Here is a 25906-nt window from a genome sequence, read left to right on the forward strand (position 1 = left end):
AGTCTAACAAAATTAGGAGATTGCGTGTTTATTTTTTCTGAATTTTATCTGTACCCCAACAAATATTTTAGAGCCATTTTTTCTGAATTTTATCTGTACCCCAACAAATATTTTAGAGCCTGAAATAAAAAAATCTGCAACACTTAAAAAGGAATAGTGGCGGATAGAAACCCATATTATTAATGAGTCTTTATCCCTCCCTTTAAAAAGCGAGCAGATTGTTATTTTTTAAAAAATTTTATTTTAATAAAATATTAATAAATAGACATCGTTTCTTCATTTACATTTTCAAGAATTGATTTCACACGATTTAAAAACTTACCGCAAATTAGACCATCTAATACTCGGTGATCAAGGGATAAGCATAAATTAACCATGTCCCGAGCAGCAAACATATTATCGTTCATAATAACAGGTCTTTTTACGATTGATTCTACTTGTAAAATAGCTGCCTGAGGGTAATTGATAATCCCCATCGATTGGACTGAGCCAAATGAACCGGTATTATTGACCGTAAATGTTCCACCTTGCATATGCTCTTGTCGTAATTTCCCTGACCGTACGAGAGTTGATAATTCATGAATATCTTTCGCAATCCCTTTAATGGATTTATCATCGGCATTTTTAATTACCGGTACGAATAAAGCATCTTCAGTAGCAACCGCTATGGAAATATTAATATCCTTCTTCTGAATAATTTTATCTCCAGCCCAAACAGAATTCATCATCGGGAACTCTTTTAAAGCTTTCGCAACTGCTTTTACAAAGAAGGCGAAATACGTAATATTAAAGCCTTCTTTTGCTTTAAACTCATTTTTAATTTTATTACGATAATTTACAAGATTCGTAACATCAACTTCCATCATCATCCAAGCATGAGGCACTTCTTGTTTGCTTCTTACCATATTATTAGCAATTGCACGACGAACAGGTGTAACCGGAATTTCAATGTCACCAACTGCGCTAGCAATCGTATTTTCCTTTTTCGGAGCTTGTTCGTTTTCCCTTTGTAGTACTGGTTCTTGTGCTACAGTGTCTGTTTTCTGCGGGATATTACCCGTTTCAATAATTTTTAAAATATCTTTTCTTGTAATACGTCCGCCAAGTCCTGTACCTTCTACATGCTGTAAATCGATATCATGTTCATTGGCAAGTCTCAAAACAGCTGGAGAATAACGACCTTTTTGAGAAGAATCTTTTGAATTCGTTTCTGTAACAATTTTTGATTCTTCAGTTTTTGGTTTTTCACTGTTGTTCTCCGCACCCTTTGACTGTTCAACAGGTGTTGATCCATTTTCCACAGCCTCTATTTCAATCGTACAGACAAGGGCACCTACTGGTAATGTTTCCCCTTCTTTTGCTATTAGCTCTTTAATCGTTCCTGTAAAGGATGAAGGTATTTCAGCGTTTACTTTATCTGTCACAACTTCTGCTAAAGGATCATATTTGTTTACTTGATCCCCTGGTTGGACGAGCCATTTTTCAATAGTCCCTTCCGTAACACTTTCTCCAAGTTGCGGCATTAAAATCTGTTGAATCGACATAACGAACATCCTCCCTTTAGAAAGCAGCTAATTCACGCATTGCTTTTTCTATTTTATCCGGATTAATCATAAAGTATTTTTCCATCGGTGGTGCATATGGCATTGCAGGTACGTCTGGGCCAGCTAGTCTTTGTATTGGAGCGTCTAAATCGAATAAACAATTTTCCGCGATAATTGCTGCCACTTCACTCATGACGCTACCTTCTTTATTATCTTCAGTGATTAATAACACTTTCCCGGTTTTACTTGCAGCTTCAATAATAGCTTCTTTATCTAGAGGGTAAATCGTTCTTAAATCTAATACATGGGCTTCGATACCATCATCCGCAAGTCTTTCTGCTGCTTGAAGGGCAAAGTTTACAGCTAAGCCGTACGTAATAACCGTAATGTCATCCCCTTGACGTTTTACATCCGCTTTACCAATTGGAAGTACGTAGTCATCCGTAGGTACTTCCCCTTTTAATAGTCGGTAAGCTCGCTTATGCTCAAAAAATAAAACTGGATCATTGTCTCGAACTGCTGCTTTTAACAATCCTTTTGCATCATATGGTGTAGATGGAATGACAATTTTCAATCCTGGTGTGTTAGCAAATAGAGCTTCAACAGATTGGGAATGATAAAGGGCACCGTGAATACCTCCTCCAAAAGGAGCACGAATAACTAATGGACAGTCCCAATCGTTATTCGAACGATAACGAATTTTGGCTGCTTCAGAGACAATTTGATTGACCGCAGGCATGATAAAATCAGCGAATTGCATTTCCGCAATAGGTCTCATACCAACCATTGCCGCTCCAATCGCCACTCCCGCTATTGCACTTTCAGCAAGCGGTGTATCAAGTACTCGATATTCACCAAATTGATTGTAAAGGTCAGCAGTTGCTTTAAAAACGCCTCCTTTACGCCCTACATCTTCACCTAAAATGAAGACATTTTCATCCCGTTCTAGTTCTTCTTTCATGGCCAAATGAATAGCCTCAATATATGACATAACAGCCATTATTCGCCATCCCCTTCCTCATACACAAATTTCAATGCATGCTCTGGAGTTGCATACGGTGCATTTTCAGCATAATCGGTTGCTTCATTTACGATAGCCATTACCTTTTTATTCATTTCTTGTAGTCCTTCTTCCGTAATGACAGCTGCTTCTTTTAAATAATTTTCAAAAAGTAAAATCGGGTCATTTGCTCGACCTTCTGCTAAATCTTCAGCCGTACGATATTGTCGGTCATCATCATCCGAAGAGTGAGCAGTTAAACGATAAGTCACCGTCTCAATAAGCGTTGGTCCTTCCCCTCTTCTCGCTCTGTCTGCCGCCTCTTTTACAACACGGTAAACTTCTAAAGGATTTTGACCATCTACTGTATATCCTGGCATACCATAGCCAATCGCGCGATCAGATACTTGAGCACAACCTAATTGTCGTTCAACTGGTACAGAAATGGCATATTTATTATTTTCAACCATAATAATAACTGGTAATTTATGAACTCCTGCAAAGTTAGCACCTTCGTGGAAATCTCCTTGGTTTGTAGAACCTTCTCCGAGGGTAACGAAGGAAATAAAATCCTCTTGTCTAATTTTACCAGCAAGTGCTACACCAACTGCATGAGGAACTTGAGTCGCTACAGGTGAAGACCCAGTTAAAATACGATTTTTCTTTTGTCCGAAATGTCCAGGCATTTGACGTCCACCTGAATTTGGGTCCTCCGCTTTTGCAAAAGCAGATAACATTAATTCCTTTGGCGTCATTCCAAAGTGAAGGACTATACCCATATCACGATAATATGGAGCGATATAATCCTTTGTATGATCAAGGGCAAAAGCGGCACCGACTTGTGCAGCTTCTTGACCTTGGCAAGAAATTACGAATGGAATTTTACCAGAACGATTTAATAACCACATTCTTTCATCCAGCCTTCTTGCCATTAACATCGTTTCATACATTTTTAATACATCTTCATCGGAAAGTCCTAATTGTTTATGATTGATTTTTTCTTCGACCATCCAAACATCCCCTTTCAAAATATAAAGTGGAAATGCTCTAAAAAGCGAAACCTACTAATATAATTTGGATTTTTTTCCCGCAAAAACCTACTTTAGTATACTTTAAACAATTTTTCAAATCTATTAAACTAAACTTTAAAAATGTATGGCTTTGCCATCTACAGCTAATGCTACTTCCCCCATAGCTTCACTTAATGATGGGTGCGGGTGAATTGTTTCTCCTATTTCCCATGGCGTTGCATCTAATAACATACCGAGTGCAGCTTCAGAAATAAGGTCTGTAACATGTGGACCAATCATATGAACGCCTAATAGGTCATTTGTCGCCTTATCCGCTATCATTTTAACAAAACCTTCTGATTGTCCATAAACTAAAGCTTTACCAATTGCTTTAAATGGAAATTGTCCAACTTTCACATCATACCCTTTTTCTATTGCTTGTTGCTCTGTTAAACCAACACTTGCTGCTTCAGGATAACTATATATACAACGAGCGATGTTCGTATAATTTAGTGGATGAGATGTGCCATTTACAATATGCTCCACTGCGGCTATCCCTTCGTGGGAAGCGACATGAGCTAATTGCATTCCACCAATTACATCCCCAATGGCGTAAATATGTTTCTCTTTCGTTTGATACACATCGTTGACTTTAATAAAATTCGAGTCATACTCAATTTCCGTATTTTCTAAGCCAATGCCGTTCACATTTCCAACACGCCCTACTGCGAGCAACATTTTCTCGGCTGAAAAGGATTGGGCGTTACCGTTCACATTAGCCGATAATGTAACCCCATTTGTTTGTTCAATGGAGTCTGCAATAATTTCTGTATTTTTATAAAACTTAATTCCCCTTTTGGCTAACTGTTTCTCCATTTCCTTGGAGATATCGACATCTTCAGTTGGAAGAATTCGATCCCCATATTCCAAAACAGTTACGTCGACTCCAAAGTCTGCTAACATGGAAGCCCATTCGATTCCAATCACCCCAGCCCCAACAATCATCATTGATTTTGGGAGAGATTGTAATTCTAACGCATGGTCTGATGATAAAATCACTTGACCGTCAACATTTATCCCATCTAAATTACGTGGTTTTGAACCAGTTGCAATAATGATGTTTTTGGGAAGCAACATTTCATTTTCTGAATTAGCCATTTCGACCGAAATAGTGCCTGGCATCGGAGAAAAAATTGAAGGACCTAAAATTCTTCCCGTTCCATAATAAACATCAATTTTCCCTTTTTTCATTAAACTCTTCACACCATTATGAAGTTGATCGATAATCGATTGTTTTCGTTTTTGTACGCCATCAAAATTAATTTTCACTTCTTGAATTTCAATACCGTATTGTTCTGCATTAACAGACTGTCTATATACTTCCGCGCTTCGAAGAAAAGCTTTACTTGGAATACACCCCTTATGCAAACAAGTACCACCAAGTTTTTCTTTTTCGACGATAGCCGTCTTTAAACCTAGTTGTGATGCTCTAATAGCAGCAACATAACCACCGGTACCTCCACCTAGAATTACTAAATCATATTCACGAGCCATGTAGTTTTCCTCCTAACAATTGGGGAAGCAAAGAAAGTCTTTACTCCCCTTTCCACTTAAGAAGCTTTATCTACCGTTTAATATATTTTTCCCGTTTTTAAGAAATTGAGAACGAGATTTTGAAATGCGTTCAATTCGTTCTTCTGCTAAACGATTTGCAGCTAAATAAGTTGGAATATTATCACGTTTTGATATTTCAAATATCTTAGTAATACTATCATAAATTGCTTCCACACGCTTCATTGCACGCTCTCTATTATATCCATATAATTCGTCAGCTACATTGATCACGCCACCTGCATTGATTACATAATCAGGCGCATAAACAATCCCCATTTCATGAATCATATCACCATGGGAAGAATCTTTTAATTGATTGTTAGCTGATCCAGCAATAACTTTTGCTTTTAATTGTGGAATTGTTTCATCATTAATAATAGCACCTAGGGCACATGGAGCAAAAATATCTACATCTTGACTATAAATATCTCCTGGATCTACCGCTACTGCATTGAAATCATTTACAACGCGATCAACTGCGTTTTTATTAATATCCGTAACGACTAACTTTGCCCCTTCGTTATATAAATACTCACATAACGTATACGCCACGTTACCAAGACCTTGAACAGCAATTGTTCGATCTTGAAGGCTATCAGAGCCGAAAGCTTCTTTTGCAGCTGCCTTCATTCCTAAATAAACACCATAAGCTGTTACAGGAGAAGGATTTCCTGAAGAACCAAAGGATGGGGATATACCAGTAACATAATCTGTTTCTTCGTGAATCAAGTCCATATCTGTCACACTAGTACCAACATCTTCAGCAGTAATATAACGACCGTTAAGTCCTTGAATAAAACGTCCTAAAGCACGGAACATCTCTTCATTTTTATCTTTAAAAGGATCACCGATAATAACTGTTTTTCCCCCACCAAGATTAAGTCCTGCAGCAGCATTTTTATAAGTCATGCCACGGGCAAGGCGAAGTGCATCTTCAATTGCTTGTTCTTCCGTTGCGTATGACCACATTCTTGCACCGCCTAATGCAGGTCCAAGAGTTGTATCATGGATAGCAATAATTGCTTTTAAACCTGATGTTTTGTCTTGGCAAAAAACTACTTGTTCATAATCGTATTTTTCTAGATATTTAAAAATCTCCACAATAACCCCTCCAAAAAGTAAGCGTTTTCTTTCTTGAATAGATAATGATTCAGCTAAAAAAATCATTATATTCATAATGATTCTTCAACCTAATTTAAACATACTTTTTATTATGGGAATTCGCAACAATAAATGTTAAAAACGGATTAATTAAGAATTTTCTAATTATTTGAATTATTATTCTACTTCATATATTTTCTATGCTTTCTTGACTTTCAATGGGACCATTGTAAAATAAAAGTAAGTGTGAGGTGTAAAACGAATGGCAAGATTACTAGCGTTTATCGTATTATTAATACCTGCCTTAATGGCTGGAGCAGGGATCAAATTTTTGAGGGATACATTGTTTGGTAAGTTAATTTCACCATTTCCATGGTTTTGGTTACAGTTCGTTGTCGGAATCGTATTCTTAATCCTCGGTCTTGGTTTCTTTGCAGGCTATTTATTAAATAAAGACCGTAAAAATGGAAGAATTGCACCGAAATATCAAAAAGGACCAAAATAAAAAGCAGACGTTCAAATTAAGGACATTGTCCCCTTCAATTGAACGTCTGTTTTCTTTTATTTTTTTCGGCTTTTGCTACCCGATCTGGATAATCCGTAATCCAACCAATGATAGAGGGATGTGGATTTCTAAGAAACGGCTCTTTACCATTCACTGAATAAAAACGGATTCCCTTTTTCGCCCTTTCAATCGCTACAAAAGTACTCGGCTTATAATATTTTTTATTAGCATGAATCACATCGATATGTGATAACGACTCCAATGTATTCCAATCAAATTTTTTTGTCACGATTAACGCTGTTTGAAAATCAGGTCTTTGCATTTTAACAATGCGCAATAATTCATCGTGAAAGGAAGAGAAGTGACTTCCCTTGGGCAAAACAACTCGTTGTAAAGCTTTAATAAGCGGTTCGCTATTTTGTAAAAAGGATTCCTTTAACTCTACATTTAAAGGGAGTTTGTATAAATCCGCCCATTCTACTACTTGTTGAAAGGTTGGAATTCGTTCCTTTGAATATTTTCGAAAAAAATGTTTACCTATTGGGTAATTCAAAAGTTCTTTATAGGAACAGTCATTAATTTTTTTCCGTTTCCCGGTTAGACGAAATAAATCCAAATCATGATAGACGATTAGTTCATCATCTTTTGTTAATTGGATATCAATTTCAACCCCGTCTGCCCCAAGTTTTCTCGCCTTTTCGAAGGCTTTAAACGTATTTTCCAATGCATAGCCAGATGCCCCGCGATGAGCAAAAATCGGAATAGAATTTGTCATTAAACATTCAGCTCTCCAGACTCTATACGGAATTTCCCTTGTGTTATATGATTTAGTAAGGAAGATTTTTTACCGATTTGTATAACGGTTCCCGGATAGGCAGATTTTGTTACAACGATTTCTTCTTTCCCCGCATCCTTTGCCTCATTCATTAATCGCTTGATTTCTTGATCAATTTCAATTGACAACTGCTTTTTCTTTTCTAATTCGCCCTTTAAATCTTCTAAACTTTGGAGTTGCTGAACATTCAATTTATCTTTATTTGCAATAATTCTGTCAATTTTAGCTGTAAAATCAATAATTTCTTCTTGTGTCTTTTTTAACAGAGAGGCTTTTTCTTGAATAATTTCCAAAAGCGTTTGTCTATTTAAATTTTTTATAATTAATTCTGTACGTCGTTCCAATCTATTTCCAGATATCGCTGTCACAATCTTATTTTTAGCAACAGCTTCCCCTCCAATAATCTTGCCTTTATTTTCATCTAATAAAATCGAATTGGCGGCTAAATTCGAACCAATCGAATAGTAACCGATTACAATTTCCTTTTTCGCAAGTAATTTCGCATTATTTACATGCTTGACAAAAATATTACCTCCTGCTTCGATTACCGTTTCATCAAGTCCAAAAATACCGCCCTTTATATAGACGTCCCCATTTTCGGATTTAATTAATTTTGCACCGGTAATCCCTTCTCGTCCTTCAATCGAAATATCACCGGTTGCTATTATCGAATAACCTGATCCGACAGTTCCTTTAATTGTAACTGAACCATCAAAGGTAATATTTCCCGTTTCGATCCCGACATCACCATCTATCGGCAGATGATCATTAACAGCTATAACACCTTGTTGGATTTCAATTACACCCGTTTTATTCGCATATAAAGTAATTTTCCCGTCTTTTTCTAGTTCATAAACTGATTTTGGATCATATTTTAAAGGAACATCATGACCAGAAGGTGCTGGAATCGTTTCACCAAATATCGTTACACCATCGATTCCTGGCCGGGCTGGAATTTTCTCCCCTACCCAATCCCCCTGTTGGATTTCTAAAACAAAATTCATTTCAAAATAATCTGCTTTACCATCTTCTCGTATGATTGGCTTTCTTTCAGGGATTTCGATATACGTAACGATGGCATCTTCCCCTTTTGTAGGCGGTGTACCCTCTGCTATAACATATAATTTACCTGGTTTTAATTGATCGATTTCTAATTCAATAATGCCGTGGCATATATTATGTTCATTTAACAAAGAACGAATATCTGATGCAATTTTTTCTTTATTATTTTTTAATTCCTCGACTGTTTCGTTGACATAGATTGATGCGGACATGTGATCTTTTGATATTTCAATCTCAATATTCGGTAACCATTTCCCAATTTCTACAGGCTGCTCTGTCTCTGTAGCTAAAGTACTTTTCAATACAGCAAAATTGGTTAAACGAATACGAGGATATTGCCGTAAAATCATATCGATTTCTTTTAACGGAAATCCCCTTTTAATTGTTTGTAAAAGGACATTTCCGTTTTGTTCCGTTAATTCTAAAAAATCATTCGTATAAATTATCACCTGAAAATCACCCCTTTTTCCAGTATAAACAAAAAATTCCGTTTTGTTTAGAGGGTTATAGGATAATTTTCACATTACATCCATCTATTTAGAAAGCACTAATTTTTTTTACTTTTCTCCTTCTTTTCGATTTCCTTTTCGTCTTCGTCAATCTTAGACAACTTGGAAACAGGTTCTGATACAAAGCTTGGAATTTTAACGCCTAATGCACCGATGTTTTCGATCGTTGATAATCCTTCACGACCGACATAGTACATAATGGCTAAGGTTCTTATTAATGGTTGTTCATTGCCTACTAGCGTATCTAACATAACGGCGATAGCAATTACAATGAGAATAACCGCTTTACGTATGCCTCCCCAAAACATAATCTCACTATTTAATTTTTTCTTTTTAATCCCTACTAATACCCCTGTGACATAATCAATGACCATAAAGGCTACTAGAAATTTTAATGCCTGATCCCAACCGCCTAACCAGTAGGTAACAAACGTCCCAAACAGAGAAACAATAGAATTAAAGGAAAATTCTTTCATGTTCAGCCTCCTTTATAATTAAAATGGAATATTCGTTTAAGTTAAATGGATTTGATTTGTTTTATATTGAAGTAGGCTCTTTCTTTTCAGGTCAAAAAGAGACGCAATTACATGCGTCCCTATAGTCCTTCCATATGCCAAACGATTACACTTTACAAACGATATAATCAACGGCCACAACACCTGTACCGGCTTTATCTCTTTGAGTAAAAGCAACGTTCATTGTCGCATTCGACTGATCTATTTTCGTTACGGTAACAACGGGATTAACTTTAAATCCTTCTGGAGCATAAATATTCCGCACGTAAACCGCAATAGTATCTCGAGCACTTTTTCGACTAATATAGACCGTTCCTTCCCAACTGGCTACTTTATAGCCGTTATCGTACCAACTGGAGTCAATCACAATACGAGCGATAATTTTCCCATAATCCCAAGTAGGAGGAAGTTTAAAGGTCAATGAATGTTTTTCTTGATGGCCAAAATTTTGATAATCGCAAATTTTCAATTGTCGGTCATTGTACAATAACAAATCGCCTTCTTCTGATAAGTCTCCCTTCATCGAAAAGCTCGAGGAGATTTGAATATTGTCATCGTCTAGTTCAGGTAAAATAATGTTTCCTTTATTTAAACCACTCGTCTGAACATTTGTAGCGGAAATGTTGACCGGATTGATCATTCCAAAAGCATAAGCGTTTTTGTTTTGTCCTTCATGAAACATATTTAAATTTGTAATACTTAAAGAAGTATCCCCTACATCAACCCATGAACTTTTATCGATACGAATGAACGATGAGCCATCATTCGAATAGGTGCCATCAATGTTAACATTACTTAGTATGACATTACGTTGTAGACGACCTAAGTTAATACCGACCTCTCTAAATTGTTCAATGTAAATATTATCAATCGTTGTATTAAAGCCATTTTCTATATTAAGGGACCATGTTTGAATACCATAAGTATGAACCCCATTAATATGCCAACCAGCAGCACTTCCAATGTCGATTGCTGCCCAAGCATCTGTAGCTACAATAATGTTATTTAATACCCCATCGGTAATTTTGTTATTATCGGCTTCTCCTAAGAAAATCGCCGTATCGCCGGAGCTTCGAACGATGATATTTAGAAATTTGTTTTCGATTAGCGTACCAGTAGCTAATATCGTCCCATCTTCATGTTTATGGGACATATAGATCGCACGTCCACCGATGTTTATAAATTCTAAATTTTGATAGATTGACCAATATGAGATGCAATATAATCCGTGATTGTTCGGATTTTCTACATTACCTTCAAAAATAAGATTTTCTAAAAGTCCTCTAGCAGTAATTCCAGACGTTTTATCTCGTAACACACGATGCATGAGAATCGGTTTATCAGCTGTCGTTAAGCTTAACGTAGCACCATTCCCATTAATACGAGCCCAATTATAATAGAGTGTATCGTGTAGAATATATTTTCGAGGAGATAAAGTTACGTTTTGTTCATTTGCTTCCGCATAGTCAATCGCTCGTTGTAAAAACCCTTCATCACCTACTTCTCCCGGCAGCTTAGGAAAATTCTCGGGAATAACTCCTAAGCCTAAATTAATCACTGCCTCCCGTTGATCTAAAACTTCAAAGTTTTCGTTAAGCTCATTCATAGTCACTCCGCTGTTTTGATTGAAAAGATGTAACTTTAAATTTTTTGATTTATCACCACTCATTTCGCTTCCTCCTTATACGAATCATTCGTACTCTTTATATTGCTATATGTGCTCGGAACAACATTTACTGTATAGTTGTTAGTCAATATTTCTATTAGTTTCGTGATTGACAACATAATAGAAAGTAAATCTATATCATCTATATACAGATTCTCCTGTCAAAGGGAAGTTTTACTATTGTTTGTACATATCCTATTCTAGTTCCTTCCAATAAGCTAAGTTGGAAGCCTAAGATGGCATAATAAAAAAACACTCCTAACCCAAGGGATTTCCTTGAAATTAGAAGTGTTTTCTCTTCTCTTCATAAAAGTAACAATAAGCCACGAATGTTTAGCTAGCCACTAATTCAATACGAATTTTATCGGCAATCATGGCAATGAATTCTGAGTTAGTTGTGCGTTTGTATGACGTTTCTTCTATTATATATAGCCTATTACGTAAGTTCACCGTTCATTCTAACGGTTGCCTTCACGGTTAATAACGTTCCTTATTTATCGATTATTTTACACTAGTTTAACATGTATGTAAATCGATTTTCTATTATATAAGAAAAAAAGCGTAAGTCTCGTTAGAAACCTACGCTTAAAACGGATCACTCCGCAGTTACTCGAATACTATTACTTTATAGTGTCCTAGTTCATCTTCCGGTACAATCGAATAGACATATACTCCATTTTTCTCGGCATTAGCAAGAAACTCTATCAATTCTTTTGTACTCTTTACACTGTGAGTAATAGTAGTCGGCTTTTTTACTGCTATACGAGTCGGTTTTCGACTGTACATACTCTTATTCATACTTGCTCACCGAAAAAATTTCTCGCTCTCCTTTATACGCTCTATGCGTCATTCGCAAAATACGGTAAGGTAAGTCATAACCGCTCGCTTTTTGTTCTTCAAGGTCAACTAGATATTGTTGTGCCGGCGTGCGCAATTCTTTTAAAATGTGACTAATATAACGCAACTTTTTCTCGCTTGGTTCGTGTCCCGCTAATTGATCCGCTACACTTGGCAACTGCGATTTTACAACGGAAAGCGCTCCTTCACTCATTAAGTCTAGTTCCTTTTCGAACTTTCCTAACGCCTCTAATTTTTCGGACTCAGTGTATCCGAATCTTACTCCTAGAATTAAATCTTGTATAACGTTCTCCGCATATGCCTTTTCTTCCGACGTTGGATTAAACTTTGAAGTCTTAGCAGCAAATGTCGCCGACTTTATTTCTGCGTCAATTTCTGCGTAGAATCGTTCTTTAATCGCTTTTATTTGACCGTCCAACGTTTCACGGAGTTTTCCGATTTCATAGTCACGCACTTCGTCTAATTGGTAGTAAGGATTAGCCGACTTCTCAATTTTGGCTACCTCTTTCTTAAAACTACTTACTGCTCCCTCAATCTCACGTTTATACTTTTCTGCAATCGTCATAAATAAAATCATCCTTTTCTTAGTTATTTTTTCGTTTTCTTGCGTCGCAAAACTGTTAATCTATTACTCGTCGGCGTCTTTTCTGCGTTTATACTTTGGCAGACGTTCTCCGAATCGTGGAATCCCATTCTTATTGACGCCCGTTTGCTTAAAGTGTCGTTTCCGTTCGTCTTTATGAGGAATTCGTTTTTCTGTACGTCGTTGTTGACGTTCTAATTTCCGTTGTTCAGCAGTTTTTCGTTGTTCTACTCGTTGCCTCAACTGTTCAACCGCCCGTTCTTCACTCGTTTTAATGCGAGTAATTTGCGGTTGCTTGCCTTGCTTCATACTTCACTCTCTCCGTTTCCGTTAATTATTTCTCCCCAATGTTCGAGACACGCATTGAATACCCGAATCCCTTCCGATACTCTTTACGCCCTCGAACGCAATGGATCACTTAATACTTGCGTCAATTAGTTCGTTCGTTGGTTGGTGTCGGCAATCCGTAATGGCTGCGTTCTTCTTCCGTCATTTTAGAAATCTTATAAACTGTTACCGTACCGCCTTCCGTATACTTACGTCTTGTTTGAGACGGAGGAAGTGAGTCTTCGAAATCGATTACTCCGTCGTTTACTAAGTCGTAATAATTACGCAGTTTTATCACTCCCTTTCACTTCTTCATATCGTTTTGATACCGCAGATAATACACCGAAAACTTCTTCGGGTTCCTTTCCCGAACCGAATACCATTCTTTCTAATACTCGATTTTTAGCGCGAATACCGTGGTTTTGTGCGAACTCTGTTACGGGTTTATCCCTTTTAGACGAGTTACACGATGTACAAGCCATTGCGATATTATCGAATGTATTTGTACCGCCTTGTAATAATGGAATGATATGCTCGAGAGTTTTCTCACTTTGCTTACAGTGACGACCACAATAAACACAATCGTCCGCTCCAAGTGTGAATAAGACGTCATATAACGAAAGAGTGTCGGTTATAGGTTCGCCTAGTTCTTCCTCTGCCCTTTTTCGAGATACCCTTGCGGTTTTAAGCGCGACAGTGCATTTATAACGAAATGTACCTTTTCTTGCCTTTTCGCGTTCAACTACTGCAACTCTTTCGCAACTCGCGCAAATATAAGGCACCGTTCCATTGGACCTTACGTAAAACTCGCTAATTTCCTTTTCTTGTTCGCAGTTCCTACATACTTTAGTTTCAATCGATTTTTTGCTCATTCTATCAATCTCCTCTTTTCGTTTATCTGCATTCTTTCTCTAATGCGTCTAATTCTTTGGTAATATCTGCAACTAAGTCTAAAATCTCTCGATTAAAGAAGTAGCCTAACTCGGTCGCCTTTAATAACGAGTATAGAAAGTCAACTTTTATTCTTACTCGGTCTAAATCGTAAGTTATCCCGGGTCGTCTTAATCCGCTCATTCTCTCCAATTTAATCTCTCCTTTTAATCAGTTAGTAGTAGTTTTTAATGCGTATAAACGTTCGTCAGTTTCTTCTACGAATCTGTGAATAGTTTCGATAGGTACCGTAGCGCCCATTTTCTCTGCTAATACCGCAGCCATTAATACGTCGAGTTTAATACGTAGTTGATCCATTTGATTCATTACTTCCCTCTCCTTAACTTACTAATGTTATAAGTACGATAAGTTCGAACGATTCCTCGAAGTTTCCCCGTTGTAAGTTCGAATGCCTCCACTACTCGGTCGTTATACTCTTTCGTAATCGGATTCGTACCGTTTTCGACTTGATGTACGTAGCCCGTCGTATAACCAAGCAATTGTGCCATTTCTTCAAGTGATAATCGATACACCGAACGAATCACTTTCAGTTGTCGTCTGTTTAATTTCATTCTTCATTCCTCCTATAAAGTGTTTTTATCGCATTCAAAAAGGCTTTTACGTGTTAAATACGCAAAGCCTTCTTAAATACTTGTATTTTTCTAAATTCTTCCTTTTGCCCAATCGATTAGTAATCCCCTCATTCTACTGTTAGGAATGTACATCTTGATTGGTTCACCATTTCTTATTTGACTACGGAAAATCCACTGTAATAAATCACCCACTGCGTATAAATCTTCATCTACCGTTACTCCTCTATCTTGAAAGAATCCTTTTACATTCGGATTAAGATAACGGTTATATAGATAGGCAATATACTTTCTATCCGCAAAATCGTTAGTAGCCCGACAATTTAACGGAATAACAACTTGAGTTCCACTTGAAGTTTGTTTATAACCTTTAGGAGCAATAGTTTTTTCTAACTCATTAAGAGTAGAGTAATAAACCTCACTCTTTTTTGCTCCACAATCATTTTGAAAAAAACCATAAAGATTGTTTCTTATTTCTTTAAGTTTTTCTAAATCTGCGTTCCGTAACCAAGTGCTACTAAATGTATTCCCACGGTTACCTATATCATTCTTTCTCCCTTCATATATTGACATCAAAGAGAATAATCTCAAGCGATCCTCTTTTGAGGCATCGTACTCTACTAATTCATAGCGTCTATCCTCATTACAATTAACCGCCTTAAATTTGTACTCAAATCCGAACATATCAAAGTAATATCGCAAGATACTACCTTTAAATAGATAAGTCAGAACAATTACATTATCTATTGCACTGAAAACGTTCGGTGGAAATGCCCACGCAAAGAATGTATCTCTATGACAATAGAGGTTGCCTGCTTGTGCCATAATACGAATATCTGCGTATCGAGAGTCATCATTTGCGTCTCCGGTCCAAATAACTCTGTGACCGTCTTCAATTCTAATATCTCCACTGCGAATTAATTTCTCTATATCCGCTTTCTTTACACTTACGGGCTCAACAACGTCCATTGTTTCGTCAAGAATTAACGTATAGCCCCCATCTTTTAGTAGTTCAATTACCTCACCGTCTGCTGCTTGAAATAGGCTGTGCGTAGTCGCAATGTCTGCTCCCATCGTTAATAAACGTTTTAAGTCATCCATTTTACGCCCAGAATTTCCTTTAACAGACGGGGCCTCAAAGTCACGATTTTCTACTGCTCCTTGAATACGGTCAATTTCTGAAAGTAACGGAGTAATATAAATGAAACTCTCTGATTCACTTGCCTCATTCATATACTGAATTGCATAACTTGTTTTTCCAGTTCCCATTAGTGAATCAATTACTGTGATGTTTGTCTCTCTTTCCATCTTCATTCGCTCCTTCTTTTGTCAATTAAATAATGTTTAATAGATTTCCAAAAAAAATAATTCCTTCATTATATAGCCAGTGAAATGGGCTTTTACTAGTCAACTCACATTAAAAAAGGTACAAAAGTCCTATAAATTTTTATAGTATATTAATTAAAAGAAAATAAAATATCTCTCATAATATAACCCATGAAACGGGGTGTTTTTCGCCAACTTAATTGAAATTGTAAATAAAATGTAACATTTAACTCGAGAAACGGGACACTTTAGTCCGTTAAATTTTTTGCAACCCGAACGGTTTTATAACGCATTAATCCACTTAAAATCTTACTCTCTTTCTTTTAAGGGAAAATGCTCAGAAGCCTTGTGGCTCTAAGGTTCATTTTTTATTTTAGGAAATTTTCTTCCTAAATCTCGTTCTATACTTGCGATTGAGCGTAGCGAAATCGACGAACGGAGTGAGTTTATATTTTAAAAGATAAATTATTCGCTAACGCTCATAAGCGAACTCATAAATGAGTCCGCCAATTAGTCTAATAAATAATATTAAATACGAAATTTACAACGCAAAATAGTATAACTATATAAACGTTATTACCGATAATAACGCCCGACACGTTAATACCACAGTTAATACGTACTTATATAAAGACATAATCCGTTTATATTGCGTAGATATTCAGACACAATGCGTTCGAACATTCGAAATTATATTAGCGCGATTAACGGTATTACCTAGCTTTTAACTAGGATTTAAACCGCAATATTAGTAATTTAGGAGACAATACGATTAAAACCTACTTATCCACTTGGTTATAAAGTCCTATTCATCGAATCTAACTAGTTTATTTGCCGAACCCAATGCGTAATACTACACGAATTTAATACTAACAAAAGACACGAACCCTTGCTAATACTGCGTTTTAGGTAATCGCTATTTGCGTTAAAAATACGTCATATAACGTAGATATTACCTATTAACTCATAGGTATAATTATACTATAATACGTATATTTATGCAAATTATTTGCGCTAATATCGTAGTGATTTCGCTTAAAGTATCGGATATATTACCGGTTTTTATTGCGAATTAATGTCGGGCGCCATTCCCCGTCACGCACACGACTCGAAAACTCTAACGTCACTGTACTTTTCGGACTTTTGCGAATAAATAAAGGTAAATACGGCTCCTCTACGGTTATATAAACCTTGATACATGCGATATTATTACGTATTTGTAGGCGTCTGCATATTTATATACACGAGCGTTGACGCCATATGTCCAGTTATATCGGTTCTAATCCGCAGCTATACGAATTATATTCCCGCAAAACAAACGGCTATTTTTGTTTAGTTTTCTGCGAATTGACGATTTTCTACGAACGACTGCGTCTGAGAGTAATCGAGACGGGTAGTAGGTAGTAAATACATGTTTCGATTCGTCTGAGGACGGTTCTGAGGACATTTAAAGGCGGTTTTCTATTCCGAATGACCTCCGCAATCTGTGCGATAATCTTACGCGTAAGTACGAACGTCCCCCCTTCCGCAATTACCTCCGAATACAAAAACGGATCACCTTCCCATTCTGCGGAAAAATTTCGAGTAAAAACCGTAAATATTCTATCTTTCAAGTTACGAAAAGATTGCTTTTCATAACCTAGAAACGGTATAATATTTATAGAATATTTGAACGGAAAGAAGGCGTTAATTATGGGAGAAATTGTAAAGGTAGAAACGTTCTTAGAGGACAAGAAAGTAAATGAGGTTATTCAATCGCAAGTTGATAAGAAATTGGAAATGTACGAGGGCGATTTTAAAAGATTCAAAACCTATTGCGAGCAATCTAACCGCGCAATTACATTTGATTCATTAGAGAAATACTTATATCAAACGATTGAACAAGGACTTAAACTATCAACTTTCAACCGCAGAGCAGCAGGAATTACGTACTACTTAGAAAACCGTTTTAACCTCGTTCAATCAAACGAGCAAAGAAAACGTATTACACAGTTACGTAGCGTTTATAACGGAAAAGAACACGCAGAACAAAAACTAATGCGTGGTCAATCTGCCAAACGTAAAGACGAAGTTTTAGACGTAATCAATAAGTTAGACACTCGAGCGCGTGCAATTAGTTATTTGAACCTTATTACTGCGTGTCGTCCTTCGGAAATGATTGCGATACAAATAAAGCACATCGATTTAGATAACCACTCTATAAGTGTTTATATGCAAAAGCAAAGCGAATGGAAAACGAAGCGACTTACACTCGATTGCGTTAATGCAATTCGTAAATACTTGAGAGAGTACGGATTATCCGGAAATGACTACTTTGTGTGCCGTACGGATCGTCACGGACACGTCTATAAAGATACGCCTATAAGCGATACCGCCTATCGTAAGGCGATTCATAATTGGCTAGGATTTGCGCCGTATTCCCTCAGAAAGACACAAATAACGTCTATGCACGAAAACGGAGCAGACCTTGCTACTATCGCAAAACAGAGTGGTCATAAATCGTTAGAAACAATTACGAAACATTACCTCGAAGTAAACGACACAACCGTCGATAAATACTTATAATAGTCGTAAAGAAAAGAAAGGCGTAACTAAGTGTTACGTCTATTTACGTTTATATCCTTCCGCTATTACTGCGCATTAATGACGACATAGGAGATGTACACGGACGCAGAGGACGTCAGTACGAACGATTCACTCCCCCGGGGGCGGTTCCGATTACGAGCGCGCGTCGGGTCCGCAATCATTTCCGACAAAATTTTTAAAGTCGGAGGTCCCCTCGGTATCCATGCCGTCACTGCCGAACAATTTCTAAATTACCAAAATAGAGCAAACTTCGATAAAATCAACGCATGACCTCGCAGAAGTCGTTTTAAGCACATTTAAGCTAACGGTAGTATTAATACCTATCTAAAGATTAAAACGTCTTAGAAAGGCTTGCAGACGTCTTAAAATGCTTCCGCCCGATTTTAAACCCCGCAGAATAAGTTCTAAACACGTTTTTTGTGTCAATAATGGAAATTCCTTACCGCATACAAAAACGCCTTAGAATGGAATCTGAGCGTTCTCAGTACGTTCTATTTGCGTTTGCCTTCCGCAAAATGGAAGTATGTAAAACGGATCATCTACGATATAATTCGTCTTTTTTCCGCATAATCCGAATCTCCCGAACATACACTTGCGATATAGCGGAGACGCCCATAGCAAAGTGGCGAAAATTTCCGCTTATTTTTGTGTTCATATCGCTATTGGCGGTTCTGTATATACCTCCGTTTATGAACGGTAAACCTTAAAAAAGGACGTTACTCCCCCGGGGGATTCAGTAAACAACCGTCTACCGAATCCGCAACTATTTCCGTCGTTGTACTCCGGTTTGACTGCCCATTTAAAAGAATCAATTACTTTGTTATCCGATTTTCATTGCATTTCTAGTTCATATTTTTTTATAGAATAGTCCATTATTATGTAATAACATGTGATTTCAATTAGTTTCTTTAAATCTCTAATGTCTTTATCTTGCCATTTTCTAATATAATGCGTTTCATCATTTCCTATCCACGCTGCCCTTTTTGCAGCAGCTTTAATTCTCGGTTCTTCGATATACTTATTAATACACTGACCCAATAATAGGTTTTCAATAGAATTTATAGTATCTTGATTATCTTTATTCTTAAGCTTCGCAAAATCTTTAATTAAAAACTCCAATGCTTTTCTATATCCCATTCCGCATATATGATTTAAACCTAATTCTTCTGCTTGAATAGCTTGATTATAGATTTCAATAAAATTATGTGAAACCTCTTTTATTACATCATCTTCATAACTATTAATCTTATGCTTAGGAAAAATCTCTTTTAATTCAAATTTTGGAACTGTTCCTCTTATAATTCTTTCTCCATTATATTCTACCAAAAATATTTTTTTACAAAATTCCCAAGAGCATTGATAAATTACGTAAAGGATTTCGAATTTTTTTTCAATGTTATTAGAAATAATTGCTATAATTTCTGGTTTATTTACTACATTACAATGGGGACAATTATTATAATGTTGTGCATTAAAGTATCTATCTAAATTTTCATTTTCTTCGGGGTAAATAATATGTTTTCTCAAAACAATGACCTCACATTTATTAGTTTTAAATTATTCGCAGAATTTCTTTACAAGTCTATCAATAGTAACTCTCATGTCTAAACAATCTTTTTTAGTTACGTAATCTGATTCATATTTATTACTATGTACTAAATTTCTATTCTGTCTAGCTTTACTTAGTATTTCAAATTCTTTGATTGTGATAATATCTGTAGTTTTAGCCCTCTTTAATAATTTCTCTAATGTATTATTTTCAGTAGGAAAATCTAATTTCGCGTGTAGCATACCTTCTATTACTGCTGCAACACTTAACGAAAATGCTAGCCATATTTGATTTTCAAATGTTTTTGTCATCTCCTCATAAAATTGACCCAATCTTTCTCTGAATTTCATGTTACTTATCCAAGGAAATAAAGCCCCGTAATCTCGAATGCCTTGATAGTATATTTCAACATAAATTTGTGAATCATCATCTATTTGATATTCAGAATCGATTTTAATCGTATTATCTTCAATGTCATCTATAGTTACACCCGTAGTAGAGTTATTTACTGTAACAGTAGCATATTCTATTGAATAGGCATTCAATATAGGGATTTCTAATAGAATTTGGTATTCATATTTAGCTACTTGTGCCCTATCTAACTTTTTACAACTTAACTGATTATTATTAAGTTCAAATAATGTACTTTTCATAAAATCACCCATATTAATTATTATTTTTATAATCTAATTAAGAAAAGCTAAATACTAATCCATTCTTTTATTTCTTTAACAGTTTGATATAATTTTTTATACCATTTACTACCTTCTAAATACTCTTCACCTTTTTCAGTAAGTTTTGAATTATATATATAAATAGTATTATCTGCATAAAATGGCTTAGTTAGATAATTTTCTCTTACTAAAAAATTAACTTCTTCATTGAAAACATTCCAATCAAATCCTAAATCCAATTCTTTAAAATTGTTTTCATTTATATTTTTGAATAGCTCCCCCTTTTCTGTTTCTTTTAAAATTACGATTCTAACCTTATCTTTATTCATAGACAATTTTCACCTCAATAAATTATTTTAACTCTCTATTTATTATACTTTTTTTCCAATTTTCCCTAAACAACTATTTATTATTAGCAGTACTTTCATAAAATAAATTTCATTTGCAATGGTTATACTTACTTAAACGTAAAAAAAGGACTGATATTAAATGCATTTTGTAATTGGCATTGGCATTGGCGCTGCAATTGGCATTATTGTTAATATTCTTGGATAGATAAAAATGACCGTCCTCCACAAGTTGGATAGACGGTTTTATTATAAAATCTATTACTTTTATTAGTTAAGAGTTCTTTATATGGGAAATTGTTTCTCTTTCTTTTTCTAAATATTCATTAAGAGGTATAGCCTCTATCTCTGCTGATTTTCTTAATGATAAATAGTTGATTTCTTCTTCTTCAATATTTGTTATTTTTTCTTTTTCAGCACCAGTTATTAACTCTTTTTCTAGCAATAAATCAAGTAACTTATTTATTATTATTTCTTGTCGTAATATTGTTTTAGATAAATTTCGGTATCTTAAATTATTCATTATAACCTTGTCTGTAAAATTTGGTGTTTCATTTTCATTTTGCTCATCAAATTTACAATCTACAAAATTTAGCCGTACATCATAGCCATTTTGGTTCGAATTTTTACTATATAGTAGTTGACCAAAACGCCCATTGAAGATTTTCTCAGAAATTTGCGTTTCAAAATAAGATCCTGGCTTATTAAATTTTCTATAAACCTCCAAAAATTCCAAGAAATTATTTTTTGATACATATGAATCAGTAATTATTAATAATCCATCTTCCATTTCATACATCTCATTTATAGTTATCTCTACATTTTGAATTTTTACAACTACCATAAGTCACCTCAATGTTTATATTTAACTAAATTTTACATTAAGTTACATCAAAAGTATAATATTTCTCCCAACTTAATTTAATTAATAAAACTAGACAACCGCTCCCACCTACTAGCAGAATAGCTGCTCGCTCTAGGAAATGGGCGCATAGTAGTTACCTTACTATCTAAAACTCGTAATAGAGTAATAGTCAGTAGGTAAACTACACGAATACTAGCGTCATAGTGACGTCTGAGGTTTCTGTTCGTCTTGTTTTGTAGGAAACTTTCGTTTCTCGCACTCTCGCAATATTATCGTCCATTACGTGCGGTTAGTCGTTTACGATCCGCATAAGTGCGATTACCCGAGCCGTAACTCGCCGATAATCCACCGCGCCTTTAGTGGCAGCGCTCGCCAATTCGTCGCTTACCGTAAACAAGAAAACGGCTTGACTAGCGATATATTCCGTAGTTTGCGTTGCGACGGACGGCGCTGACCAGTTTTGATTTACGTCGAATTAGTGGGCAACCTCGACGGAGTACGTTCCTAAAAAAGACAATAGGAAACTAGACGTTTGCCATATCGCTTTTTTGACGATATAATAAACGCATATAATACTCGTATTAAGTTATGAGTTTTACACTTTCGTTGGGTAGCGGTTAGTGTAGTCGTCTAAAGTCGAAGCGTTAGTGCGCCTCGGCTTTTTCTTGTTGCTAAATATCTAAATTCTCTAAAGGACTGTGTTGTCTGTATTTCTTCATAATTTCACGGTCTGAAAAGTCTAAATAAATTGAAGACGTCACTTCAACACTGGCATGTCCTAGCAAACGTGATAACGTTGATAAATCTCCTCCATTAATTAAATAACGCTTAGCAAAGTTATTGCGTAGTAAATGAGGTGTAACTTCTAAACCAACATCACGACTTCGCAATCTAAACGAACGTTCTACGCCTTCTATACGTAACTTTGTACCTCGATTAGTAGGAAAAACGTAAGGACTATCTGTATATCTGTCCTTATAAGCAAGCCACGATTTAAGATGATTCCTTGTTTTCTGCGAATAGTAAACAAAACGTTGTTTCCCCGATTTAGTTTTACGTAATAACAACGCATTCCCTCTTAAGTCAATATCCGACGAAACAACTTCTAATAGTTCTCCAATTCTTGCGCCCGTATCGAATATTAATCGAGCAATAATCCAATCACGATACTGATCCATTTTTGTTACGTCGAATGAACGGAAAAATTGTTTCAATTCGTTATCGTCTAGCATAACTTTCGCTTTTCGTTCCGGTTTAACGTTTTTCAGTTCTTTTAATGGATTGTTTCGAATAATTCGCTCGTTATATAAATGCGAATAAAACGCTTTAATATTGCGAACATAATTTGCGATTGTCGTTTTACTAACGGGCTTTCCATAATCACTTCGACGCTCCGGATAATTGTTTGGTTTGTCATTGGAACTAATTTGAAACTTTCCGCGTTCCTCAATTGAACGGATATAAGCGCGAACATGTTCTATATTAACGTCTTTTACTTCCTTGATTTCGAAAGTCTCCTCTAAAAAACGTGCGAATAACTTTAACGTTTGTTCATACGACTTTAGTGTTTTTGTCGAAAGTCCTTTTGCGGAACAATCCAACATATAACGGTCAATTTCAACTAAAAATGGACTAATAGACATAAATAAAAACGCCTCCTTAAACAGTCGTTAATAACCGTTTAAAAAGGCGTTTTTAGTTACGTAATATAATCATTATATAAAATAGATTCACCGGTCATTCTGCGCTATGCCTTGCGGTACAAATACCGTCACACCAACCTTAACTTGCCACTAATTCAATACGAATTTTATCGGCAATCATGGCAATGAATTCTGAGTTAGTTGGTTTTGATTTTAAATGGTGGACTGTATAACCAAACATTTGGGAAATCGATTCGTAATTTCCACGGTTCCACGCCACTTCAATGGCATGACGAATTGCTCTTTCTACACGAGAAGGAGTTGTACCGAATTTTTTTGCTATCTCTGGATATAAAATTTTTGTCACAGAACCTAACAATTCAATGTCATAATAAACCATTTGGATTGCTTCCCTTAAATATGAATAGCCTTTAATATGAGCAGGAACACCAATTTCCTTTATAATTGCAGTAATCGTTGTGTCAAGTTGCCGTTGATTTACTTTAGCTTGTCCATCCGGTTGAAGAATACTTTGTCTTTTTACACTCTCTGTTTTTTGACCCGCACAGTGTAATATTTTTTGTACAAGCTGATCGAACTCAAATGGTTTTAACATAAAGTAGGAAGCACCATATGTAACTGCTTGCTTCATTACATCTTCTTGTCCAAAGGCTGTTAACATAATCACTTGTGTTTTCGCAAGACGATCGTCGCTATACATAGCCTCAAGTACGCCAAGTCCATCTAAGTGTGGCATGATTATATCAAGCAGTAATACATCAGGTTGAAATTCTTCTAACATTTTAATACAAAGCTTACCGTTTGCTGCAGTTGCTACTACTTCAATATCAGGATGATTTTCAAAAAATTGCTCCATCGTTCTGACTAAATCGCGGTTATCGTCGGCAATTGCCACTTTTACTTTCGCCAAAAAAATTCCTCCTTAGATTCAATAATACAAGTATTCTACTTAATTAGTATTCCGTCTCATTTTATGCCACAGTTTTACTATACTTGACAATTGTAATTTCGACATCAGTTAGAAAATTCCTTTAATTTATAAAAAAATGATAAACTAGTCCGAAGGTTTCATGTTTTCTCGACATTATTTTTGAATTCCTCTTAATTAAACTATAACAAAAAACATTTCACGTCATGATTTTGTTATAAATAACAAAAAAAGACTACACTTTTCATGAAAAGTGTAGTCTTTTTGCTTATTTCGGTTTTTTCTTTAACATTTCTGTAACCGTAATTGCTGCCCCTTTAGATGGTTGTTCGACAAACATATGCGTTACCGCACCTACAAATTGTCCTTTTTGTATAATCGGGCTGCCACTCATCCCTTGAAGGATACCACCTGTTTTTTCTAATAATTCTTTATCGGTTACGACAAACTGTAAAAAATTATCTTCGATTTTGGTTATGTCTATTTCAAAGGCTTCCACTTCCGACCCTTCAATAGCCGTATAAAGTTCTGCCTTACCGAGCTCAATTTCTTCTTCGTTCATAATATCAATTGGTTTGCGTAAACTTTCTTTTAAGTCGCTTTCCCAGCTACCGAAAATGCCATATAAGTCGTTGGATTTAACATTTCCTAAACGAATGTTGTTATGATCAATAACGGAAATTTTGTAACCAGGATTTCCCGGACTGCTTTTCTTGATCTGTTCTATGGAGGCTAAAAAGATGGAACCGTCCGTAAAGTCTGGGGGTTCATTTAAAACACCATCGATTATTTGGTGACCCAAAGCACCATATTGTTTCGACTCTGGATCTATAAAGGTTAATGTACCTATGCCATCTGTTTCATCTTTCAAAAACGGTAAAATATTATTTGCTTGTTCACTTGTTAATGAAAGCTCTCGTTTTTCTTGGGCTTTCTGTTTTACGGATAATGTAAGTTCATTCGAGGAAATTTGATCTTTTATTTTTTCGACAGATGTTACAGATGAACCGTTTACTTCTGTAATGACGTCACCCTTCTTTAACCAATGTCCATTTGGTAATAAAACATCGTGGGCAACGTATACAAATGGCAATTGTAACTGTATCCCAATTGATTCACCCATTGGTATTAATTTCTTCGCAAAGGCTTCTGCATTTGGCGAAAAAATAAATACCATGAATAGGACCAAAGACAACAGATTACGCAAATGGCATTTCATAGTCCACCTCCTTTAAGATTTGTACATTTACTATGTGTCACTTGTACATCATTAATGAGAGGTAAATATTTGTCGTCTAAACAATTAAAAAATGTGGAT

The 25906-nt window shown here is 35.8% G+C and carries 27 protein-coding genes; 2 read left to right on the forward strand and 25 right to left on the reverse strand.

Translation table 11 applies throughout. The annotated features are described in order from the left end of the window. Positions 1–254 precede the first annotated feature (254 nt). The 5 genes from ACH0B5_RS07160 to ACH0B5_RS07180 all read right to left on the reverse strand — a co-directional run bounded on the left by ACH0B5_RS07160 (position 255) and on the right by ACH0B5_RS07180 (position 6269). A complete protein-coding gene (locus ACH0B5_RS07160) occupies positions 255–1544 on the reverse strand; it encodes a dihydrolipoamide acetyltransferase family protein (RefSeq protein WP_406927629.1) in 1290 nt (429 codons plus the stop codon). Positions 1545–1560: 16 nt separating this feature from the next. Further along, the gene (locus tag ACH0B5_RS07165) at positions 1561–2544 is read right to left on the reverse strand and encodes an alpha-ketoacid dehydrogenase subunit beta (protein WP_122973300.1); all 984 of its coding nucleotides are present in this window, start codon (positions 2542–2544) and stop codon (positions 1561–1563) included. Beyond that, the gene (locus ACH0B5_RS07170) at positions 2544–3554 is read right to left on the reverse strand and encodes a thiamine pyrophosphate-dependent dehydrogenase E1 component subunit alpha (protein WP_122973299.1); all 1011 of its coding nucleotides are present in this window, start codon (positions 3552–3554) and stop codon (positions 2544–2546) included. The genes ACH0B5_RS07165 and ACH0B5_RS07170 overlap by 1 nt, the downstream gene beginning before the upstream one ends. 135 nt (positions 3555–3689) lie before the next feature. Then, on the reverse strand, positions 3690–5108 hold the full coding sequence (lpdA, locus tag ACH0B5_RS07175; protein ID WP_122973298.1) for a dihydrolipoyl dehydrogenase: 1419 nt from the start codon (positions 5106–5108) through the stop codon (positions 3690–3692). A gap of 66 nt (positions 5109–5174) precedes the next feature. Further along, positions 5175–6269, reverse strand: a complete 1095-nt coding sequence (locus ACH0B5_RS07180; RefSeq protein WP_122973308.1) for a Leu/Phe/Val dehydrogenase — start codon at positions 6267–6269, stop codon at positions 5175–5177. A gap of 262 nt (positions 6270–6531) precedes the next feature. Here ACH0B5_RS07180 and ACH0B5_RS07185 point away from each other — a divergent pair, with 262 nt between their 5' ends. Then, a complete protein-coding gene (locus ACH0B5_RS07185) occupies positions 6532–6774 on the forward strand; it encodes a DUF2627 domain-containing protein (RefSeq protein ID WP_122973297.1) in 243 nt (80 codons plus the stop codon). A gap of 34 nt (positions 6775–6808) precedes the next feature. Here ACH0B5_RS07185 and ACH0B5_RS07190 read toward each other — a convergent pair whose 3' ends face one another. The 13 genes from ACH0B5_RS07190 to ACH0B5_RS07250 all read right to left on the reverse strand — a co-directional run bounded on the left by ACH0B5_RS07190 (position 6809) and on the right by ACH0B5_RS07250 (position 15957). Beyond that, positions 6809–7549, reverse strand: coding sequence for a glycerophosphodiester phosphodiesterase (locus ACH0B5_RS07190; protein ID WP_122973296.1), 741 nt, complete (start codon positions 7547–7549; stop codon positions 6809–6811). Then, the gene (locus ACH0B5_RS07195) at positions 7549–9120 is read right to left on the reverse strand and encodes a flagellar assembly protein A (RefSeq protein ID WP_122973295.1); all 1572 of its coding nucleotides are present in this window, start codon (positions 9118–9120) and stop codon (positions 7549–7551) included. Before ACH0B5_RS07195 ends, ACH0B5_RS07190 begins: the two co-directional genes overlap by 1 nt. Positions 9121–9218: 98 nt before the next feature. Then, a complete protein-coding gene (locus ACH0B5_RS07200) occupies positions 9219–9656 on the reverse strand; it encodes a phage holin family protein (RefSeq protein WP_122973294.1) in 438 nt (145 codons plus the stop codon). Between the two features lie 145 nt (positions 9657–9801). Then, positions 9802–11364 carry a hypothetical protein gene (locus tag ACH0B5_RS07205; RefSeq protein WP_122973293.1) on the reverse strand — a complete coding sequence of 521 codons (1563 nt, stop codon included), beginning with the start codon at positions 11362–11364 and terminating at the stop codon, positions 9802–9804. A 603-nt stretch (positions 11365–11967) separates the two neighbouring features. After that, on the reverse strand, positions 11968–12159 hold the full coding sequence (locus tag ACH0B5_RS07210) for a hypothetical protein (protein WP_406927630.1): 192 nt from the start codon (positions 12157–12159) through the stop codon (positions 11968–11970). Next, complete coding sequence (locus ACH0B5_RS07215; RefSeq protein ID WP_406927631.1) at positions 12152–12784, reverse strand: hypothetical protein; 633 nt, start codon at positions 12782–12784, stop codon at positions 12152–12154. Before ACH0B5_RS07215 ends, ACH0B5_RS07210 begins: the two co-directional genes overlap by 8 nt. A gap of 63 nt (positions 12785–12847) precedes the next feature. Then, complete coding sequence (locus ACH0B5_RS07220; RefSeq protein ID WP_406927632.1) at positions 12848–13111, reverse strand: hypothetical protein; 264 nt, start codon at positions 13109–13111, stop codon at positions 12848–12850. A gap of 121 nt (positions 13112–13232) precedes the next feature. Further along, the gene (locus ACH0B5_RS07225) at positions 13233–13427 is read right to left on the reverse strand and encodes a hypothetical protein (protein WP_406927633.1); all 195 of its coding nucleotides are present in this window, start codon (positions 13425–13427) and stop codon (positions 13233–13235) included. Further along, positions 13411–14001, reverse strand: a complete 591-nt coding sequence (locus ACH0B5_RS07230) for an HNH endonuclease (protein WP_406927634.1) — start codon at positions 13999–14001, stop codon at positions 13411–13413. The genes ACH0B5_RS07225 and ACH0B5_RS07230 overlap by 17 nt, the downstream gene beginning before the upstream one ends. A 22-nt stretch (positions 14002–14023) precedes the next feature. Continuing rightward, on the reverse strand, positions 14024–14212 hold the full coding sequence (locus ACH0B5_RS07235) for a hypothetical protein (RefSeq protein WP_406927635.1): 189 nt from the start codon (positions 14210–14212) through the stop codon (positions 14024–14026). 18 nt (positions 14213–14230) lie between these two features. After that, positions 14231–14386 (reverse strand): hypothetical protein, encoded by a 156-nt coding sequence (locus ACH0B5_RS07240; RefSeq protein ID WP_406927636.1) that lies wholly within the window; start codon positions 14384–14386, stop codon positions 14231–14233. After that, positions 14386–14631, reverse strand: a complete 246-nt coding sequence (locus ACH0B5_RS07245) for a helix-turn-helix domain-containing protein (RefSeq protein ID WP_406927637.1) — start codon at positions 14629–14631, stop codon at positions 14386–14388. Before ACH0B5_RS07245 ends, ACH0B5_RS07240 begins: the two co-directional genes overlap by 1 nt. A gap of 90 nt (positions 14632–14721) precedes the next feature. After that, positions 14722–15957 carry a hypothetical protein gene (locus ACH0B5_RS07250; RefSeq protein WP_406927638.1) on the reverse strand — a complete coding sequence of 412 codons (1236 nt, stop codon included), beginning with the start codon at positions 15955–15957 and terminating at the stop codon, positions 14722–14724. A 1710-nt stretch (positions 15958–17667) separates the two neighbouring features. Between ACH0B5_RS07250 and ACH0B5_RS07255 the strand changes: the two genes are divergently transcribed. Further along, positions 17668–18540, forward strand: a complete 873-nt coding sequence (locus ACH0B5_RS07255) for a tyrosine-type recombinase/integrase (protein ID WP_406927639.1) — start codon at positions 17668–17670, stop codon at positions 18538–18540. 852 nt (positions 18541–19392) lie between these two features. Here the strand turns inward: ACH0B5_RS07255 and ACH0B5_RS07260 are convergent. From ACH0B5_RS07260 to ACH0B5_RS07290, 7 genes are all read right to left on the reverse strand, one after another. Next, positions 19393–20088 (reverse strand): hypothetical protein, encoded by a 696-nt coding sequence (locus tag ACH0B5_RS07260; protein ID WP_406927640.1) that lies wholly within the window; start codon positions 20086–20088, stop codon positions 19393–19395. A gap of 30 nt (positions 20089–20118) precedes the next feature. Continuing rightward, a complete protein-coding gene (locus ACH0B5_RS07265) occupies positions 20119–20763 on the reverse strand; it encodes a hypothetical protein (RefSeq protein ID WP_406927641.1) in 645 nt (214 codons plus the stop codon). A gap of 47 nt (positions 20764–20810) precedes the next feature. Next, entirely contained in the window at positions 20811–21113 is a 303-nt protein-coding gene (locus ACH0B5_RS07270; protein ID WP_406927642.1) for a YjcQ family protein, read from the reverse strand. A gap of 292 nt (positions 21114–21405) precedes the next feature. After that, positions 21406–21975, reverse strand: coding sequence for a hypothetical protein (locus ACH0B5_RS07275; protein ID WP_406927643.1), 570 nt, complete (start codon positions 21973–21975; stop codon positions 21406–21408). A gap of 692 nt (positions 21976–22667) precedes the next feature. Further along, positions 22668–23639, reverse strand: a complete 972-nt coding sequence (locus ACH0B5_RS07280) for a tyrosine-type recombinase/integrase (protein WP_406927644.1) — start codon at positions 23637–23639, stop codon at positions 22668–22670. A 139-nt stretch (positions 23640–23778) separates the two neighbouring features. Continuing rightward, entirely contained in the window at positions 23779–24570 is a 792-nt protein-coding gene (spo0A, locus tag ACH0B5_RS07285) for a sporulation transcription factor Spo0A (protein ID WP_122971838.1), read from the reverse strand. Positions 24571–24856: 286 nt separating this feature from the next. Further along, complete coding sequence (locus ACH0B5_RS07290; RefSeq protein ID WP_122971839.1) at positions 24857–25807, reverse strand: SpoIVB peptidase S55 domain-containing protein; 951 nt, start codon at positions 25805–25807, stop codon at positions 24857–24859. Positions 25808–25906 lie beyond the last annotated feature (99 nt).

Origin of the sequence: Ureibacillus sp. 179-F W5.1 NHS (assembly GCF_045369345.1) — a bacterium.
Classification (GTDB): Bacteria; Bacillota; Bacilli; order Bacillales_A; family Planococcaceae; genus Ureibacillus; species Ureibacillus halotolerans.